This window comes from Mucilaginibacter sp. 3215 (assembly GCF_050433785.1).
GTDB lineage: Bacteria > Bacteroidota > Bacteroidia > Sphingobacteriales > Sphingobacteriaceae > Mucilaginibacter.
On the sequence record NZ_JBNPWO010000019.1, the window covers coordinates 96,602 to 114,473 of the forward strand.

Annotated in this window: 16 protein-coding genes; 10 read left to right on the forward strand and 6 right to left on the reverse strand. The window is 43.5% G+C overall.

The window, feature by feature from the left end; translation table 11 throughout:
• The 7 genes from ABIC84_RS23325 to ABIC84_RS23355 all read left to right on the forward strand — a co-directional run bounded on the left by ABIC84_RS23325 (window position 1) and on the right by ABIC84_RS23355 (window position 8,821).
• Entirely contained in the window at window positions 1-2,133 is a 2,133-nt protein-coding gene (locus ABIC84_RS23325) for a xanthine dehydrogenase family protein molybdopterin-binding subunit (RefSeq protein WP_426586181.1), read from the forward strand.
• Between the two features lie 14 nt (window positions 2,134-2,147).
• Complete coding sequence (locus ABIC84_RS23330; RefSeq protein WP_426586183.1) at window positions 2,148-3,287, forward strand: XdhC family protein; 1,140 nt, start codon at window positions 2,148-2,150, stop codon at window positions 3,285-3,287.
• Between the two features lie 403 nt (window positions 3,288-3,690).
• On the forward strand, window positions 3,691-4,941 hold the full coding sequence (locus tag ABIC84_RS23335; RefSeq protein ID WP_429265124.1) for an NAD(P)/FAD-dependent oxidoreductase: 1,251 nt from the start codon (window positions 3,691-3,693) through the stop codon (window positions 4,939-4,941).
• 685 nt (window positions 4,942-5,626) lie between these two features.
• Window positions 5,627-7,171, forward strand: a complete 1,545-nt coding sequence (locus tag ABIC84_RS23340; RefSeq protein ID WP_429265113.1) for a carboxylesterase/lipase family protein — start codon at window positions 5,627-5,629, stop codon at window positions 7,169-7,171.
• 86 nt (window positions 7,172-7,257) lie between these two features.
• Window positions 7,258-8,151, forward strand: a complete 894-nt coding sequence (locus tag ABIC84_RS23345; RefSeq protein ID WP_429265114.1) for a flavin reductase family protein — start codon at window positions 7,258-7,260, stop codon at window positions 8,149-8,151.
• Between the two features lie 105 nt (window positions 8,152-8,256).
• The gene (locus ABIC84_RS23350) at window positions 8,257-8,508 is read left to right on the forward strand and encodes a type II toxin-antitoxin system RelE/ParE family toxin (RefSeq protein ID WP_429265115.1); all 252 of its coding nucleotides are present in this window, start codon (window positions 8,257-8,259) and stop codon (window positions 8,506-8,508) included.
• 13 nt (window positions 8,509-8,521) lie between these two features.
• Window positions 8,522-8,821: a HigA family addiction module antitoxin gene (locus ABIC84_RS23355; RefSeq protein WP_373613187.1), complete on the forward strand. Its 300-nt coding sequence runs from the start codon at window positions 8,522-8,524 to the stop codon at window positions 8,819-8,821.
• A gap of 24 nt (window positions 8,822-8,845) precedes the next feature.
• Here ABIC84_RS23355 and ABIC84_RS23360 read toward each other — a convergent pair whose 3' ends face one another.
• On the reverse strand, window positions 8,846-9,328 hold the full coding sequence (locus ABIC84_RS23360; RefSeq protein ID WP_429265116.1) for a hypothetical protein: 483 nt from the start codon (window positions 9,326-9,328) through the stop codon (window positions 8,846-8,848).
• A gap of 271 nt (window positions 9,329-9,599) precedes the next feature.
• On the opposite strand from ABIC84_RS23360, the gene ABIC84_RS23365 reads away from it, so the two are divergent.
• The 3 genes from ABIC84_RS23365 to cynS all read left to right on the forward strand — a co-directional run bounded on the left by ABIC84_RS23365 (window position 9,600) and on the right by cynS (window position 11,407).
• Window positions 9,600-10,253, forward strand: coding sequence for a DUF5683 domain-containing protein (locus tag ABIC84_RS23365; RefSeq protein ID WP_429265117.1), 654 nt, complete (start codon window positions 9,600-9,602; stop codon window positions 10,251-10,253).
• 224 nt (window positions 10,254-10,477) lie between these two features.
• A complete protein-coding gene (locus ABIC84_RS23370) occupies window positions 10,478-10,855 on the forward strand; it encodes a hypothetical protein (protein ID WP_429265118.1) in 378 nt (125 codons plus the stop codon).
• Window positions 10,856-11,032: 177 nt separating this feature from the next.
• Window positions 11,033-11,407 carry a cyanase gene (gene cynS / locus ABIC84_RS23375; protein ID WP_429265119.1) on the forward strand — a complete coding sequence of 125 codons (375 nt, stop codon included), beginning with the start codon at window positions 11,033-11,035 and terminating at the stop codon, window positions 11,405-11,407.
• Between the two features lie 123 nt (window positions 11,408-11,530).
• Here cynS and ABIC84_RS23380 read toward each other — a convergent pair whose 3' ends face one another.
• From ABIC84_RS23380 to ABIC84_RS23400, 5 genes are all read right to left on the reverse strand, one after another.
• Window positions 11,531-12,040 (reverse strand): hypothetical protein, encoded by a 510-nt coding sequence (locus ABIC84_RS23380; RefSeq protein ID WP_373613191.1) that lies wholly within the window; start codon window positions 12,038-12,040, stop codon window positions 11,531-11,533.
• A gap of 417 nt (window positions 12,041-12,457) precedes the next feature.
• Window positions 12,458-14,254 (reverse strand): tetratricopeptide repeat protein, encoded by a 1,797-nt coding sequence (locus ABIC84_RS23385; protein WP_429265120.1) that lies wholly within the window; start codon window positions 14,252-14,254, stop codon window positions 12,458-12,460.
• Between the two features lie 92 nt (window positions 14,255-14,346).
• Window positions 14,347-15,249 (reverse strand): ribose-phosphate diphosphokinase, encoded by a 903-nt coding sequence (locus ABIC84_RS23390; RefSeq protein WP_429265121.1) that lies wholly within the window; start codon window positions 15,247-15,249, stop codon window positions 14,347-14,349.
• Window positions 15,250-15,305: 56 nt separating this feature from the next.
• Window positions 15,306-16,724: a nicotinate phosphoribosyltransferase gene (locus ABIC84_RS23395; RefSeq protein WP_429265122.1), complete on the reverse strand. Its 1,419-nt coding sequence runs from the start codon at window positions 16,722-16,724 to the stop codon at window positions 15,306-15,308.
• Between the two features lie 4 nt (window positions 16,725-16,728).
• Entirely contained in the window at window positions 16,729-17,625 is an 897-nt protein-coding gene (locus tag ABIC84_RS23400) for an NUDIX domain-containing protein (protein WP_429265123.1), read from the reverse strand.
• Window positions 17,626-17,872 lie beyond the last annotated feature (247 nt).

Here is a 17,872-nt window from a genome sequence, read left to right on the forward strand (position 1 = left end):
ATGAAAAAAGACGCAATTGGCGATTCCTTAAGCCGTGTAGATGGCCGGTTAAAAGTAACCGGCGGAGCTAAATACAGCGGTGAATATAAAGTTCCCAACCTCACCTATGGGGTGCTGGTATCGGCAACCATTGCTTCTGGTACGGTAACTGCACTTGATACCAGGGCTGCCGAGCGTGCGCCGGGGGTGCTTGCTGTCATTACGCCATTTAATGCGCCAAAAGTACCGGGTTATCAGGCCGGAGCCGAAAGGCCGGTACGCGGGCTTAAGTTATTTAATGATAATAAGATCTACTTTAACGCGCAACCCATCGCGCTGGTAGTTGCTGATACCTTTGAACGTGCTACCTATGCGGCAAGCCTGGTTAAAGCAACTTACAATACGGAGCCTTTTGAAACTGATTTTCATAAAAACATAGATAAAGGGGTAACCCCGCAAAAAGGTAATTATAAAGATTATGTGCGCGGTGAGGCAAATGCCTATAAAAATGCCCCGGTAATGGTTGAGGAGGAATATCTGCTTCCTACCGAAGTACATAACCCTATGGAGTTGCACGTCACCACCGCTTTTTGGGATGGGGATGATAAGGTTACTCTGTATACCAAATCGCAGGGGGTAAAAGGTTCCCAGCGATCCATTGCTGCGGCGTTCGGGCTTAACCCCGATAATGTGCAGATCAATTCGAGGTTTGTTGGTGGAGCTTTCGGCTCTTCGTTACGTACCTGGCCGCATGAAATTGCAGCCGCACAGGCAGCCAAACTGGTAAAACGTCCGGTTAAACTTACACTTACCCGCGAACAGATGTTTACGCAGGTAGGCTATCGCCCTTTAACCGTCCAAAAAATAGGACTGGGTGCAACTGCCGATGGTAAGCTGATTGGTATTAGCCATGAATCACATTCACAAACAGCCGTTTATGAAGAATTTACTGAAGGGGCGGTAAATGTATCGCAGTTTTTATACAACAGCCCTAATGTAAATACGCTTTACAAGGTAGTGCCTTTAAATGTAGGCGTACCTGCGCCTATGCGCGGTCCGGGGGAGGCTACAGGTTCTTTCGCACTTGAATCGGCGCTGGATGAGTTATCTTACAAGCTTAATCTCGATCCCATAGAGTTAAGACTAAGAAACTATACCGATACCGATCCTGAACGGAACAGGCCATGGTCGAGCAAATACCTAAAGGAATGTTACCAGAAAGGGGCCGAGGCCATAGGCTGGGCCGATCGTAAAGCCCAACCCGGCGCCAATAAAGAGGGCGACTGGCTGGTGGGCTATGGAATAGGCTGCGGTGCGTTTGGCGCATATCGTGGTAATGCACAGGCCAAAATAAAGTTAATGGCCGATGGCAGTGTGAACATTCAGAGTGCCACGAGCGATATCGGCCCGGGCACCGGCACATCAATGGTGTTGATAGCTGCTGATACTTTGGGAATCCCTGCGGATAAGATCACGTTTGAGCTGGGCAATTCGGCTTTTCCTAATGCGCCAACGCAGGGTGGGTCGGCAACGGTATCATCTGTTGGTTCGGCTGTGCATGATGTGTGTGTGGCTTTGAAACAGAAGCTGTACACCATGGCCGGCAAACCTGCCGATAGTATGGAGCCTATTGATTACGTTGCCGTGTTAAAGCAAAACAATATGCCGTCGGTTGAGCTTACACAAGAATCAAAAGGCAATCCCGAAGCGCAAAAATATTCCATGTACTCGTTTTCGGCACATTTTGCCAAAGTGCATGTACACCCGCTTACAGGGCAGGTAAAGATCAAAAAGATTGTAGCCTGTGTTGATGCCGGAAAAATAGTTAACCACAAAACCGCCAGCAGCCAGATGATTGGCGGTGCGGTTGGCGGCGTTGGCATGGCCATGACCGAAGAAGCTGTTTTTGATGATCGCTACGGGTGCTACATTAACGGTAACTTTGCCGATTACCACGTGCCGGTAAACGCAGATATCCAACAGATAGAAGCTATATTTATTGATAAGCCCGATCCGGTTTTAAATCCGGTAGGCACCAAAGGTATTGGCGAAATTTCGTTGATAGGGGTAGCTCCCGCTTTGGCAAACGCCATTTATAATGCTACGGGTAGAAGGGTAAGGGAACTGCCTATAACACCCGACAAACTGATATAGCTGTAAAGCTGCTGATGAAAGAGATCATTGATATTGTTGCCGCCTATGATGAGGCACATGCGCTGGGTAAAAAAACTGCCCTGGCTACTGTTGTATTGGTGGAAGGTTCTGCCTATCGCCGGGCCGGTGCACGCATGCTGATTACTGAGGACGGGCAGCTTACCGGCGCCATCAGCGGCGGGTGTTTGGAAGGCGATGCCCTGCGCAAAGCCCGACTGGTGATCCTGCAGCAACAACCTTTACTGGTAACCTATGATACTACCGACGATGACGATGCCAAATTGGGCGTAGGATTAGGCTGCAACGGCATTATCCATATCCTTATTGAACCCATAACCGGCGATATCAATAACCCAATTAGTCTGTTGAAAAATATCGTCAGCAATGGTCAACATGCCGTACTTGCAACCGTGTTTTCTATTAAAGACAGAAAAGCCTCACAGCCTGGCACTTGCCTTTGCCTTACCGAAGATAAACTTGCGATAAGCCATTCCGGGCACCTGCAATACCAGGTTACTTTGGTAAGTGATGCTGAAAGGGTACTGGAAGAACAGCGATCAGAAATACGGTTTTACCAGGCTGATACTGAATATACTGCTTTTGTAGAACATATTAAACCTGTGATTTCGCTCGTGATTGTGGGGGCAGGTAACGACGCAATTTCTTTAACACGAATAGCTGCGGTTTTGGGCTGGAATATTACCGTGATAGATGGCCGGCCTAATTATGCCATTAAGCAGCGCTTCCCGGTTGCTCAAAATGTTGTAACTGCCAAACCGGCTGAGGTGTTATCACATATAAAGATCAATGATCGTACGGCTATTGTTATGATGACCCACAATTATAACTATGAGATAGCGCTACTTAAAGAACTATTACCTACATCGTTGCCTTATATCGGCATCCTCGGCCCTAAAAAGAAACTGGAACGTATGCTGGCAGAAGTTGAACATGCAGGCATATCTATCAGCGAAGCACAAATGAACAACATCTATGGCCCGGTAGGCTTGGATATAGGCGCAGAGGGGGCCGAAGAGATAGCTTTATCGATTATGTCTGAAATTAAAGCGGTGTTATCAGCACGCCAGGGTTATTCATTAAAATATAAACCCGCGCCTATTCATATTTCTAATCTTCAATACCTGGTTAAGTAGCCGTCGGGTATCTGTTCTTTTTTATTATATACTTCTGATAATTTTTCAATACCTCCCGAGTTAACAGTTTTGATTGCAATTTGTCATACCGGAATCATTAATTGTCCCGAACCGTAAAATAGACCAAAACATCAGAGCTTCAGCCATTTTTAATCAGGTATTACTGCGCAATTTTGTATTGCATAGGCGAGGTAAAGCAGCCAAACCGAATGGATTTTTAGGTGTGTAATAATTACACTAAGATGAGGCCGGTTGCCATAAACTTTAGTAAATTTATGGTAGAAAAACGAGGCAAATGAAGCCGGAATATTTTCATATCGGACCCTGATCCTGCTTTACCTGCCTATAAAATATTAAGTATCATGACAAGTATAACACCCCAAAGCAGCAAAAAAAGATAGTAATTGTTGGCGGTGGTTTTGCCGGACTCAACATTGCACAGCAGCTATATAAAAACAAGTATTATGATGTTACCCTGGTTGATAAAAATAACTACAATTATTTTACGCCGCTGCTTTACCAGGTGGCAACCAGTTTTCTCGAACCATCAAGTATTAGCTATCCGTTCCGTAAGCTTTTCAGGGATAAAAGATTGAGCTTCCGTATGGCAGGCGTGGTTAAGGTTGATCCTGCGGCAAAGATTGTTTATTTAAGCAATGGCGAGCTATCTTATGACTACCTCGTTTTCGCGGCTGGTGCAAGTACAAATTTTTACGGGATTGAGAGTATCAAACAAAATGCCATTTCCCTTAAAGAAATTGACGACGCGCTCCGAATGCGTAACAGCCTTATTAAAACAATGGAAAAGGCAGCCATTACTACCGATCCGATAGAGCGTCAAAAGCTTTTAATCATAGTAGTTGCCGGGGGCGGTCCAACTGGTGTTGAAGTAGCTGGTATGCTTGCCGAGATGAAAAACTATATCCTGAAAAAGGATTACCCCGAGCTAATGAATGCAAAAGGTAAAATTTACATAGTTGATGGCGGTCCTGATTTGCTTGCCCCCATGAGTGATAAAACTCACAAGGAAACCCGCCAGGCACTGATTGAGTTAGGTGTTGAAGTTAAATTAAATGCCCATGTAAACGATTTTAATAATGGTGTGATAACCTTTGCCGATGGTGAAACGCTTGAAGCCAAAACCCTGATTTGGGCTGCCGGTATCATTGCCAATACTTTTGAGGGGATCCCTGCAAGTAGTTTAGGCATAGGCCGCCGCATGATCACTGATGAATATAACCGGGTTAAAGATCTTGAAGATATATACGCCATAGGCGATATCAGCGTGCAAATAACCGACCCGGTTTATCCAAAAGGGCACCCGCAACTGGCACAGGTTGCTATACAAATGGGACGCAATACCGCCAAGAGCTTTATAGCTATGGCAAAAGGCAAAGCCATAAAACCATTTAAATATTTCGACAGGGGAGATATGGCCATTGTTGGCCGGCATAATGCCGTGGTCGACCTGTTTAAGCACAAGGTACACCTTAGTGGTATTGCGGCTTTATTTGTATGGCTATTTATCCACCTGATGTCGTTAGTGAATTATAATAATAAAATTAAAACTTTGTATAACTGGGCGGTAGCCTTTTTAACACGCGACCAGGCACTAAGGATGATATTCGGGAGCGGGCAGAGCCGGGCAGATTAATCGTCGGTATTAAATGGTTTGCTTATACAAAAACGGGGCAGCGCCTGGTGCAGGTTGCTGCCCCGTTTTCGTTTCTCAAATAATGCGCAAGCGCATTTATGGCCAGAAACCATTGTAACAAATGGGCTGTCTCAATTTTTTGATTCCCGAAAAAAAAATGAAAAAAGGCCGGTGCTTCTTTTTTTTAAAATCCATGTGTTCCATTTTTTAAGTGTAAAATAACGGAACAGGTTAAGAATGTTATTCGTTGATAATCAGTGGTTTGTGTTTTTATGTGGAACATAGTTAAATTATTGATAATCATTATTTAAAACTTTTTGGAGTATTTGTTTAGTGTTTCACTCTTAATCCAAACAGGGGCTGATTTTTTAGCATATTTTTATCCGTTTTTTGATGTTTTTTAGATGAGGCTGGTTGACGGAGTCTTGATGGTGACAAAGTACTGCCACCATTGCTTAAATTCGGGAAGATTAGCTTTGCGCTTATCTGTGTATATGACGAAGCTTCGCTTCGTCGGCCCCGAGGCTTGAGCCACTTTTATTGCCGTGCTCATGTGCCGCATGTGCTTTATCTGATATTAGTTTTAGAGATATCCGCGAAACGCGCACCAGCACGGTAAAATACTTGTTTTAACGGTTGCGATTTAGCGGTTTAATGGTAGTTTTGAACAACCAATCGCAATTTTATGAGACGTTTAATTTTTATGCTTGCTTCAGTGCTTACTGTGGTAGCTGCCAATGCACAGCCGGCTCCTGTTAAGGTAAATGAAGGGCTGCTGCAGGGTACCTTTGAAAACAACCTCACAGTTTATAAAGGCATTCCATTTGCCGCTCCTCCGACTGGCAAATTGCGCTGGTGCCCTCCGCAGCCCGCCGCGAAATGGGATGGTGTGCGCCTGGCCGACAAATTTGCCCCGGAACCCATGCAGGGGGGTAATCCTGTGTCGGGAAAAAGTGAAGATTGCTTGTACCTGAACGTTTGGACACCTGCTAAATCGCCCGATAGCAAAATTCCGGTCCTTGTATGGATTTACGGCGGTGCTTTCAATGCCGGCGGCACTGCCGAATGGGCTTATAACGGCGCCAATCTGGCAAAAAAAAATGTGGTGCTGGTAAGCATCGCCTATCGCGTGGGCCAGCTTGGATTTTTGGCGCATCCTGAATTAAGTGCTGAAAGCCCCAAACGAGTATCCGGTAACTACGGCCTTCTTGACATGATAGCAGCACTTAAATGGATTAAACAAAATATCGCGGCCTTTGGGGGCGATCCTGGCAAGGTTACTATTTTTGGCGAATCGGCAGGAGGCATCGCGATTAGTATGTTATGTGCAAGCCCACTGGCTAAAGGACTGTTTCGCGGGGCCATTTCCGAAAGCGGGGGCTCATTCGGTCCAACGCGTACCACAACCTTTCCGGGCGAAAATATGAAAAAGCTGCATGATGCCGAGGCTGCCGGCGAAGCATATGCTAAAGGTGCCGGGTATCCCTCAATTGACAGTTTGCGAAAAGTTGACGCAGATAAGCTCCCTGCCGTACGCGGGCTTGCATGGCCCATTGTTGATGGCTGGGTGATTCCCGATGATCAGTATAAGCTCTACGAATCCGGTAAGTATAACGACATACCAATATTGGTTGGTTACAACTCTGATGAAGGCGCCAGTTTTTCGCCGCCCAAAACTACGAATGACTATATCGCCGCAGTAAAAAACCGTTATGGAAAATTCGCCGATGAACTTATTAAGGCTTATCCGCCCGGCACCGGTACGGTAGCAAAAACCGCGCGCGACTTAACACGTGATGCAGCGTTTGGCTGGCATACCTGGAGCTGGGCTACATTACAGGCGAAGAGGGGCAAATCCAAGGTTTTTTATTATTATTTTGATCAACACCCCGAGTATCCGGCAGGTTCCTCGCAGGCGGGTTATGGATCACCGCATGCGCAGGAAGTGGCTTATGTATTCGGCCTGCTTAATGCATCAGGTGCGCAGGCTAAAGCAGACCTGGATATTTCGGATGCAATGAGTACTTACTGGACAAACTTTGCAAAGTATGGCGACCCCAATGGTGCCGGAAAGCCCGAATGGCCGGTTTACAGCCCCGCCCGTCCGGTAGTAATGTACTTTTCCCAAACGGCGCATACCGGCCCTGTTCCGGACCTTGCGTCGCTTAAAGTGTTGGATGCTTATTTCAGATGGAGGCGTTCGCCGGATGGCCAGGCCGGTGTTAAGTAAACCGGGGCGCCTGGCTTCTCGTAAAGGGTTGGTACCGGATTAAAGGAAATAGCTGGTTGGCTGATTAAGCTTTAAATAAAACTTGAATGAAGTTAAGAACTATTGATGCAGCATCGTTAACATCGGCCGAAATGCAGGTTTATCTGCACCATGCCATTGCACCCCGGCCAATATGCTTTGTATCCACTATCAACAAAAGCGGCGAGGTTAACTTAAGTCCGTTTAGTTTTTTTAATGTTTTTAGTATCAACCCGCCAATATGTGTTTTTTCGCCCACAAGCAGGGCGCGGGATAATACCACTAAGCACACACTCGAAAACGTTTTGGAAGTGCCTGAATGTGTGATCAATATTGTGAGCTACGATATGGTGCAACAGACCTATTTAACCAGTATGGATTACAAAAAAGGAGTAAACGAATTTGCGAAAGCGGGCTTTACTGAACTGGCTTCGGATACGGTAAAGCCACCGAGGGTAGCGGAGTCGACCGTTCAATTGGAATGTGCAGTGAATGATGTGATATCGTTAGGAAAAAACGGGGGCGCGGGTAATTTGGTTATTGCCGAGGTGAAACGGATCCATATCAGCGAAGCTATTTTGGATGCTAATGATAAAATAGACCCGCATAAAATAGATCTGGTGGCCCGTTTAGGCGGCGATTGGTATTGCAGGGTAACCGGCAATAATTTATTTAAAATTTCCAAACCAACAGGCAGCGCCGGCATAGGTATCGGTGTAGATGCTTTTCCAATAGAGGTTAAATACTCCAAAGTATTAACCGGGAATGATCTGGGGCTATTGGGGCTTGTTGAAACGCTGCCATCCCATGAAGAGGTAAGCGTTTTTAGCCAAACCGATGAAATGAAAGAACTGGCGGATGCTGCCACCAGTGACACCCGCACCCTGCACCTGCATTTAAAAGCCAAACAATTGTTAGATAACGGCCGGGTAATGGATGCCTGGAAAGTGTTGCTGATGTAGATTATTTAAGCCTTGCAATGGTGCGGTAGCACGGGTAAATAAAATTGTCATGTGTTATATAACGCATCATATTTGTATATGATTTAAAGCATCTATCTAAGGGGATTGTTATTATATTATACAGAAGGAAACGGAGCGAAATTGCCGGTCAATCAGCTGGCTAAAATATCACGTATCCTTGACGCATTGGATGCTATATCATCTGAAGATGATATTAAACAATTAGGATCAGGAATCCATAAACTAAGTGGAAACCTGAAAGAGTTTTGGTCGATCAAAGTGACAGCAAATTACCGTATCATCTTCCGGTTTGAGGATGGAAATATTCATGATGTTGATTATATCGACTATCATTAAAAAGGAAAATATTATGTTGAAACGCAAATTACCGCCCAATCATCCGGGCTTCATTTTAAAAGAAATGTTTATTGATGAACAGGAACTGACCATTACTGAAGTAGCGAAAGGCCTGGGTATGGCTCGTGCCAACCTATCGGCTATAGTTAATGGCCATACGGGGATCAGCCCGGAACTTGCTATCAAACTATCTGAGGCATTCGGCAATACATCGCAATTTTGGGTAAATCTTCAAAATAATTATGAATTGTGGCACGCTGAACAAAAGGTTGATCGCACGAGTATCAGGCATTTTTATAAGGCAAGTGCCTGAAAGCTTAACACATTTTAGGAGGCTTCAAATAAAATCGATTATTTCAGCTTCTCCAATGCAAACCGGGCCCTCGTGTATTTGCCATTTCCGGCCAATGCTTAGATATTGTTCTATTTGCGGACAGAACAAAAATCTAACAGTTACTACTTTTTCTTCCCCCGGCTCAATGGCAAGCCCATCATACCAGGTAATATCACCCATGAATGCTTCAAGTCTGCCATCGTTTTCGGGGTATTCAAAAACATGATCGGGCCTGTACCCGCTTAATATTCCTGTTCGCCTTCCTCCATCTGCTGTTGCTTTTAATTTTAATAGGGCACTAACTGCTATCAGTTCGAGTTTTTCCCGCTGCTGCTGCAGATCCTTGATACTTACAAGCGTATTTTTATCATAAGCCATAACATCAAATACTTTTGATGCCCCTGTATCAAGCCATCTTTTGTAGATGAGTTTGCCATTCATGTATACGTAGAGTTCGCGATCTTTGACTTCTTTGTGGATTAGCATGGTATTTATAAAGGTAGAAATTGTGTGTGTAAACACCATGAATTATAAGACAGTTAGTGTTGAGAATGTGCGACACATGAGCACCAGCCAAGGGGAGTTTGACCAACCACTGCGACAGGCATGTTTCAGATGCTTTTTACCATTTTAAAAGAAATAATAAAAAGTAATATCATAAGTTATAATTAAATCGTTAATAAGCTTAGTTACAAATCTGAACCTTATTTCAAGTCACAAATCATCCATGCTAAAATTTTTGCTAATTCTTTTCTTGATGAGCTTTTTATCATCTATCATCAACGCTCAAACTTTAGATAGGATAGAAACCAGCATAACCGATACATCAAAAAAACATTCGCCTGTTCGATCCCTATCTGCTTCTTTTGCACCCAAAATTGATCAGTCACGAGAGAAACTATATCATCCGGATAGTTCCCATATTCCGCATAAGGCAGTTATGCGTTCCTTAATGATTCCTGGTTATGGACAGATTTATAACCACAGATGGTGGAAAGTACCGTTGATTTATGGCGGCCTGGGCCTCCTGGCCTCGGCAATAATCTATAACCAGCACCAATACAATGAGTATCTCACCATATCGCGATATCGTCAGGGTGATCCGCCAAGCCCCGGCGCCCCCTATTACAAACAATATATTCTTTTCAGGGATTATCAGGTTTCGGATGCCCGGTTAAGCGATATTCGGGAAAATTCGAGAAGAAACAGGGATTTGAGTATAATGGGTTTTCTGGCAGTTTGGGGCATCCAGGCAATTGATGCGTACATTGATGCGAAGTTCCTGCATTCTTATTCAGTTGATAATAATCTGTCATTCAGGGTAACTCCCCAAGCTATAAATCAACAGGTATATGCACAGGATGCCGGTTTCAAATATATTCCGGGTATTAAAGTAATTTGTAGCTTCTGATAAGCTGTTTAAAAGCGATTCAGTAAAACTTATATATCCCTTTGCTGGTGCACACGTGTCGCGTGTACCTTGTCCGTTTTGTTTTGAAATGGTATTTGACGAATTTGTAACTTCACCTAATTAGACATTCGTAATCAGTTGAGAGGAACACGCGGCACGCGTGCACCAGCGAAGGGGAAGACGCTTGCGGCAGAGGGGATCTTTATAATTAAAATTATGTGATGATGAAAGAGTATAAAAAATCTGATCCCACAAGGATTGTTATACGTATATTTTTTGTTTGTTTTTTAATCTTTACTCCTTTTGTTATTTGGCAAATGCGTAAAACGCCTTCTCCTGCAGAACGCATATTAAATGAAGCACAAAAGATGTCTTTTCATGGAAGAATAGATTCGATCTGTTTTGATAGACAAAATCATAATGCAATTTATTTGATCTTGACTGATGGATTCAGGTATCCTCTATATGAACATTGGCAGTTTCGTGTGCAAAAGGGTGATTCTCTTGCAAAGGATTCAGGTGATTATGTAGTTCATGTGGTCAGAAGCGATGGAAAAATTGACACGCTTGACTATCAAAAATTGATAAAGATCTACCAATAAATATTTATCTTATTCTGGTTTAGCGGTAGCGTAACTTAGACCTAAAACTATGCAAGTATTTTGCTTGCGTGGCTTAAATAGCAATAAACGATACAACTGTCATAAAGTTAAGCTGAAAGCTTAAATCATTTTAGGACGCAGTTACGCTATCGCTAAACTTCGACCAGTGGGGAGGAATTGGCCAATGCCATCAGCAGAAGCTTAGTTTGGACAACCCTTGCGTTGCACGGGCAGGCTGTAATGGAAAAACACGAAGCCGAAAAGATCGGCGAACTGCTTGATCTGGATGCAGAACTTGTAACTTCCCTGCAGGAGGTCCCCGATAGAGGTTCCTTAGATGAAATGCCGCCTAAAGATCCTACCCAATACCGTTTTTATGAATTGCTGTTGGTTTACGGCACAACCCTTAAAGCCATCATCAACGAACAGTTTGGCGACGGCATCATGAGCGCCATTGATTTCACCATGGATATCAGCAAGGTTGAAAACCCTGCCGGCGACCGCGTTAAGGTGATTATGGAGGGCAAGTTCCTGTCGTTTAAGAAGTGGTAAACTAACAATGTTTTCTTTGCCTTGGTTGGAGTTATGCAACTGCTAAACTTCGACTTGTTGGGGACATGATTACATCCCCTCAATAGCATTCGATAGTGTGCTACTTGCCGATCATTTTTTTACTTAAATATGGGCTGTAATCGAGAACGCCTGTGGAGGATGGACATTTATAATGTTGAAAAAAGAAAGGATAAAAAGCACTATACCTCCTATAAACACAAATACATGCGGCAACATAACGTGAGGCCAAAAAAGGATCTTGAAAATGCTATTTTTATATCTCCCATGCCATTGTTTGCTCCAAAAATGAGTCAATTGCAGCGGTTGTACTGCTTTTTTTACTTCGGCGTTAAAATGGTCTTCAATTGTATATACACGATCATAAAAAGATTGCTGAAATGTTTTCCAAATCCCCTCAATATACCAAAATAGTAACGAGGCTACCGACGCAATTAGAAATAATGCTATGCTGCCTTTACCGGTAAACCCGGCCCCCATAATTACAAGGCTGCCTGATACACTCCAGGCTTTTATGGTTATACTTTTACTGTCAAAAGATTCTATTGTATTTTGAAGATGGAAGTATTCTTCTTTTAACAGAGCTTCGATGTTGGTAAGGTCAGGATTAGGCATGATTTATAAGTGTTTACCAAATATAACTAATAAGGCTTGTAGTTGATAGTATTATTTCCCAACAAAATTAAACCCATGAACTATAAGACAGTTAGTGTTGAGAACGCGCGACACGCGCGCACCAGCATAAAGTATTAAAGTAATTTGTAACTTCTGATAAGCTGTTTAAAAGCGATTTAGTAAAACTTATATATCCCTTTGCGGGTGCACCCATGCCGCGTGTCACGTGTACTTTGTCCGTTTTGTTTTGAAATGGTACTTGACGAATTTGTAACTTCACCTAATTAGACATTCGTAATCAGGCGAGAGGAACACGCGGCACGCGTGCACCAGCGAAGGGGAAGACGCTTGCGGCAGAGGGGATTGTAGACCTAACGCGGGCCACAAGCGAGGACGCTTGCGGCAGCGGGGGGTAAATTATTGGGATGAAATTCGCTTGGCGAATTCTTTTAACTTTTCCGGATTGGGATGCCCATTCTTTATTGCTACGCTTATGTTTTCTTCGAAATTCCAATCAATACTTCGAGCATTTTTAGAAAGTAGCTCTTCGATTTTAGTTTCTGCTTCCAATAGAAATTTAGGATAGTGGGCGTACCGATAAAACCATGATTCAATTAAGGCATCTTTTGTAGCGATGTTGCTATGACTAAGTGCCTTTGATATATATTTATCAGCTTCTTCAAATTCACCTTTTTCCAACAATATTTGTGCATAATTGATATTGGCGTCGCAATACTCAGGATCAAGCGCCAAGGCTTTCAAGTAATATTTCTCGGCATTGACTGAATCTTTCTTAGATTCCTTTAAAAATAAAGCATATTTAAAGTAAGAGTAAGCGTTTTCGGGATTGGAATTAATAACTTTTAAATAGATTTTTTCAGCTTCTTCATTTTCTTTTTTTATTTCAAATAAAAAATTCGCGTAATTAACATACAGGTACTCGCTATTTGACCCCATTGAGATGGCTTTCAAATACTGTTTCTCTGCATTTTTATAATCTTTTTTTATATCACTAAGAAATAGGGCATAATTTCCGATAAAATCTCCATCGTTGTTTAGTTTTAATGCTTTCTCATAGTATTCTTCAAGATTTGAATAATCTTCTTTCTCGAATTGCAAAAAATAAGTAAACTTCCACCAGAGCCAATTTGTTGTTGGGTATTTTTCCAAGGCCTGTAAATAGATTTTCTTACGCTTTTCAAAATTAGATTCATTTTCAGCAAGAGTACTGTATTCTAATGCAGATAATTCTTTGATTTCATGTATAGCTACAAATTCTTCCCCCTTTTCTTTTGTTTTGGACGGTGTTAGTTCATTTAATTGTCCGGTTGCTATTTGAATCCGCTGATTTGTTATTTCATTGAGTTCATCCTTAACCGGTTTTATTTCATCAAATACCCAAAGCAGTTCATACATTAATTCATCAAAACCTGTAACCTTAACAAAGCTCCCTTCATGTTTTGTTATTAACTTGTTTATTCTGGGAGTTATGTCACTTTCATTTCGAAAACACCAAAAGAAGTTGCTTGGTTTATTCATATTTTCAAAATAACTCATTAAACTACCGTCATTGCCTCCATAGCCAATCACTATCGGAATATGAGTGCTAAAAATATGATCAAGTGGTTGCTTCCATCCTGCATCGAGTTGATTAATTTCATCAGGGTCATTTTTAGGCGCAAGCAAAAGATCTCGATGTATTTTTATTATAAGCGGATGCGTTTGAGAAGGGCGAGCATAACCACTTAATGATTCATGGCCACAAACTAAGGGACTCTTGTTAGTAAATTGATATACTGATGATTCAACCAGGCTATCAAAATTAGTTGTAAGAACACAATGACCTGGAGTGCGAGTTAATATTTGAGCCATGACAATATGGCCAAAACTTGGCGTAGCGCTTTTCATTGTTTGCACTAAAAATTCATAACCAGAGGTCTTATCATTTTCAAAACGTTTTCTATAAATGCTTCCATATGAAGATGCTAAGTCTGTTTCGGTGATTTTTTGCTCCTTTCTCCAGGATTTTAGTTCTTCAGCATTGAGCCGTTCTTTAATCTCTGAAAACCATTTAATAGCTAATTCACCACCTGTTGGAATTCCACTTTTGCGACTTGTTCCAGCTCCCAGTATGAAGCAAAATTTACGATTTTCTGTGTTTTTATGAATATCCCGTAAGGTATGTTTAAATGTATGTGAACTTATTGTCTTCATAAATTAAGATTTAGGTTTGACTAATTAAATATACTATTGAAATTTCTGACTAAAAAATGTTAATATGATTAATTTTTCTCGGAATATCCACCTCACCCACAAATCAACCCCGCCACAGTCCTAATCTCTACAAAATCATCCCCCTCCAAATCCTTACAGTTTACATGCGTATCGGTACAAATCAGTTTTTTAATAGCCCCGCAGGCTTTTAACTTACCAATGCCATCGTTCACAAATAAACCGTGCGTGGTGATTACATAAATGTCTCCGGCACCGGCATTTTTGTAAGTTAGCGCGGCGTTTACGATGCTGCCGCCAGAGCGGATCATGTCGTCATAGATAATTACTGTTTTTCCGGCTACATTGGCGTTGATGGCGTTTACTTCGGTATGGTCGCCTTTGAGGCGGCGTTTGAGGATGAAGGCGGCATTTACACCCATATCATTAGCTAATGATTCAACCCATTTGGCGCGGCCGGCATCCGTGCTGGCCATTACAAAATTGTCGCCTCCATATTGGGTGGCCGCTTCAATCACAATATCTTTGCAATACACGTGTACGGGATACAGGTCCTGCTCAAAGTAGTACTGGATACCTTCGCTATGCAGATCGAACAGCATCACCTTATTGCCCCGGTTTGATTTGGGTATGGCCGAAAGCAGGCGGGCGCGGGTTTTGGCGGTCACAATTTCGCCGGGTTTAACGGCACGCTCCATGGTGCTGTAACCAAAGTAGGGGATCACCAGCGTAAGCGAATCGGCACCATAACTCACCAGCGACGAAGCAAGGTCATATAATTCAAGTGTGGCGCTGTCGTTCACGGTACCACCAATCAGCAGCACTTCGCGACCTTCCACATTGGATAGGATACGCTGGTAGCGCTCGCCATCGGTAAAGTGGCTTACTTCAATTTCGCCGCGTTCGCAATGGCCAAGGGCAAGCACTTTTTCGGCAAGGTATTCATATCCGGTTATGGCAAAAAGTAGTTTCTTCATTATATAAGAGCTTAAAGCAGAAGGCCTAAAGCATAAAGCTTTTTTGTGAATGTGATTTATTGGTTCTGTAAGGTATCGATCACCTGCTCAAAGGTAAAATCTTTCATGATATGGCCGTTCTCGAAAACGGTTTGCAGCTGGTCGGCCAGTTCGGGTTGCTCATCCTGCTGAATGGTTTTGTAACCTTCGGCAGTTTTAACCAGTTTAAGCCTTCCGCCTTTGCTCTTTTTAAAGCTGGTGGTGATGTTGCCACGGGCGTCCATTTCGGCCGGACTTTTCTCAACATCTACCTCTTTACCGTCAATAACAGCGCTGCTGCATTTCAGGGCGAACTTTTGGGTATCACGGTCGACTTTTTGCAGTAATGCACCGCCCATGCCCAGCACCAGGTTTTCGGCGCTGATACCGTTTTCTTTCAGGGCTTTGTAAATCACGCCGATCTCGGTATAATTAACCCCATCGCCCTGGATCACCCTAACCTGCGGAGGCAGTACTTTATAGCCTTTGGCATTGGTGGTAAAGCCGAACTTATCGAACAGGATGTTAAAGATCTCCAGTAAGGTCACGACCGGGTCGCCGCTGTCCGGGCGGATCACCAGGGTGCCGTCGCGTTTCAGGATCTCCTGTTTCAGGTTCTCGCCCCAGTACTCGCTGCAGGCACGGAAAATATTATAGCTATCGCTTACACAGGCAATGACGCCAGTGGGAAAGCTGCGCAGCACATGCTTAAACACTTCCAGTTCGCCTTGCTGCCCAAGCAGGGTACAAATGCTGTGCTCCGTAGCCGGGATGCTGAGGCCATATACCTTCTCTGCATGGTAATATTTAATAGCCATGCCTGATCCAGCCAGGTTATCGCTGCCTGCAAAGCTGAGCAGGTGGGCCGCGCCACCAATTTTGGCACTTTCCACGCTGCTCACCCCGCGGAAACCGAAGTCATTCAGCACAAAACCAATCCCGCCGAAGGCTTCGGGTGTGGCGGTTTCCTCGTAGTATTGGGTAACTACTTTTTTAACCTCGTGGCTAAGCGTAGCTACAGTACAGGGGTACCAAACCTGCATCAACAGGGTTTCGAGGAAGTTGGTGAGCCAGTAACATTCAGGGTCGGTATTTTCGATGGTCATGAGCACGTTGCCGGTGGGTATGCTGCTGCCTTCGGCAACCGCTTTGATGCGCACCGGCAGGTGACCGTTGTATTTATCGAGTATGTACTGAAACTTGCTGCAATCAAACACATCATCGCGGCCAAAAACCTGTTTCAGAAATTCGTCGGCTTCATCCAGGTCAACCTGGTTAAAGGCCGGGCCCTGCAGGTATTCCTTCAAAAAATATTGCAGACCGAAAAAAACGGTTTCGTTGAACATGCCCCCGCGGCTTTCCAGGTAACTATAAATATTGGTGGTGCCGGGGTAGTAAAATTTATGGTGGGCGTATTTATATGCGTCGGCTAAGAGGATCAGATTTTCCTTTTTCATGGCTTTAATTTTTAAGGTATTTGCCGGTGATGAAATTAAACAATTCAATGTGTTCTTCGCTTATGGAGCCATCTTTTATCATCAATGGCAGGTCGGTAAGTTTAAACCAGGCCAAGTCGGCAATATCATCCTGGGCTTTTGGTTCTCCTTCAATAAAATCGCAGCTAAACAGCAGGGTAATGATCTTATCAACCTCGCTGCGGTAGCGCCAGTCGTTTATTTTGGCCGATGTTTCGTACTGCATGGCGGTGGTTTGCATTTCGCCGCATTCTTCGGCAAGCTCGCGTTTGGCAGCATCTTCGTAACAGGCATCTTCAGGGTCAGAAAAACCACCCACAAAGCGCCATTTATTGTTGATGGCTTTTTTGCCTAACAGGATCTCGCTGCGGTTATTTCTGAAGAGGGCTATATCCACGGTAGGGTACACCTTTGGATATTGGTTATAGTAAGCATACAGGATCCCCGCACGGAAATCATTTGAGTCGAAAACTTTATCGGCATATTGTTTGCGCAATTCGGTTGCGTTATAATCACCGTGTTCGGGCAGTTCGATGGTTTCAAATTTACCGCTATAGTAGGGAATGAAGCTGTCGCGGCTGCCGTACAGACAAAACTGCTCGGCATTGAAAACACTTTTCAGCAGGTTGTCCAGGTTATCCGACCATATTTTATCGCTCGGGTTATCGCTGATCGGCAGTACTACAATTTCGGGATAATCCTTTTTGATCATTTTTTCACGCGTGTAATAGTCGTACGGGTTTTTGCGGCTGCCTTTTATAGGGCTAACGCCCAGTAGTATAATCAGTTTGGCATGGTTTTGCTTAACCTGTGCTATCAATTCCCTGTGACCCTCATGCAGGTATGGCGTTTGAAAGCGTGCTATAATTACTCCTGTTTTCATTCCTATTTTGCGTTAATTATACGCAAATATAAATATGTGTTTTTAATACGCAAATTATTTTTGATTTTTTTGAAGAGAGATAAGAAAACTTGGGTCATGGGTAGCTTGTCGAAGCATGGTGGGTAGGGCCTCTGTGCGCGTCCTTCGACAAGCTACCCATGACATAATAATTTAAGCAGGTACAAGTTCCCTATTTAATTCAAAGGCGAGTTTTTCTAATCGCCTTTGTTTCTGTTTCTTAATGATA

Coding starts and splice junctions, on each gene's coding strand:
- ABIC84_RS23325 (WP_426586181.1), top strand. CDS start 1: ATGAAAAAAGACGCAATTGGCGATTCCTTAAGCCGTGTAGATGGCCGG.
- ABIC84_RS23330 (WP_426586183.1), top strand. CDS start 2,148: ATGAAAGAGATCATTGATATTGTTGCCGCCTATGATGAGGCACATGCG.
- ABIC84_RS23340 (WP_429265113.1), top strand. CDS start 5,627: ATGAGACGTTTAATTTTTATGCTTGCTTCAGTGCTTACTGTGGTAGCT.
- ABIC84_RS23345 (WP_429265114.1), top strand. CDS start 7,258: ATGAAGTTAAGAACTATTGATGCAGCATCGTTAACATCGGCCGAAATG.
- ABIC84_RS23355 (WP_373613187.1), top strand. CDS start 8,522: ATGTTGAAACGCAAATTACCGCCCAATCATCCGGGCTTCATTTTAAAA.
- ABIC84_RS23360 (WP_429265116.1), bottom strand. CDS start 9,328: ATGCTAATCCACAAAGAAGTCAAAGATCGCGAACTCTACGTATACATG.
- ABIC84_RS23365 (WP_429265117.1), top strand. CDS start 9,600: ATGAGCTTTTTATCATCTATCATCAACGCTCAAACTTTAGATAGGATA.
- ABIC84_RS23370 (WP_429265118.1), top strand. CDS start 10,478: ATGAAAGAGTATAAAAAATCTGATCCCACAAGGATTGTTATACGTATA.
- ABIC84_RS23380 (WP_373613191.1), bottom strand. CDS start 12,040: ATGCCTAATCCTGACCTTACCAACATCGAAGCTCTGTTAAAAGAAGAA.
- ABIC84_RS23385 (WP_429265120.1), bottom strand. CDS start 14,254: ATGAAGACAATAAGTTCACATACATTTAAACATACCTTACGGGATATT.
- ABIC84_RS23390 (WP_429265121.1), bottom strand. CDS start 15,249: ATGAAGAAACTACTTTTTGCCATAACCGGATATGAATACCTTGCCGAA.
- ABIC84_RS23395 (WP_429265122.1), bottom strand. CDS start 16,724: ATGAAAAAGGAAAATCTGATCCTCTTAGCCGACGCATATAAATACGCC.
- ABIC84_RS23400 (WP_429265123.1), bottom strand. CDS start 17,625: ATGAAAACAGGAGTAATTATAGCACGCTTTCAAACGCCATACCTGCAT.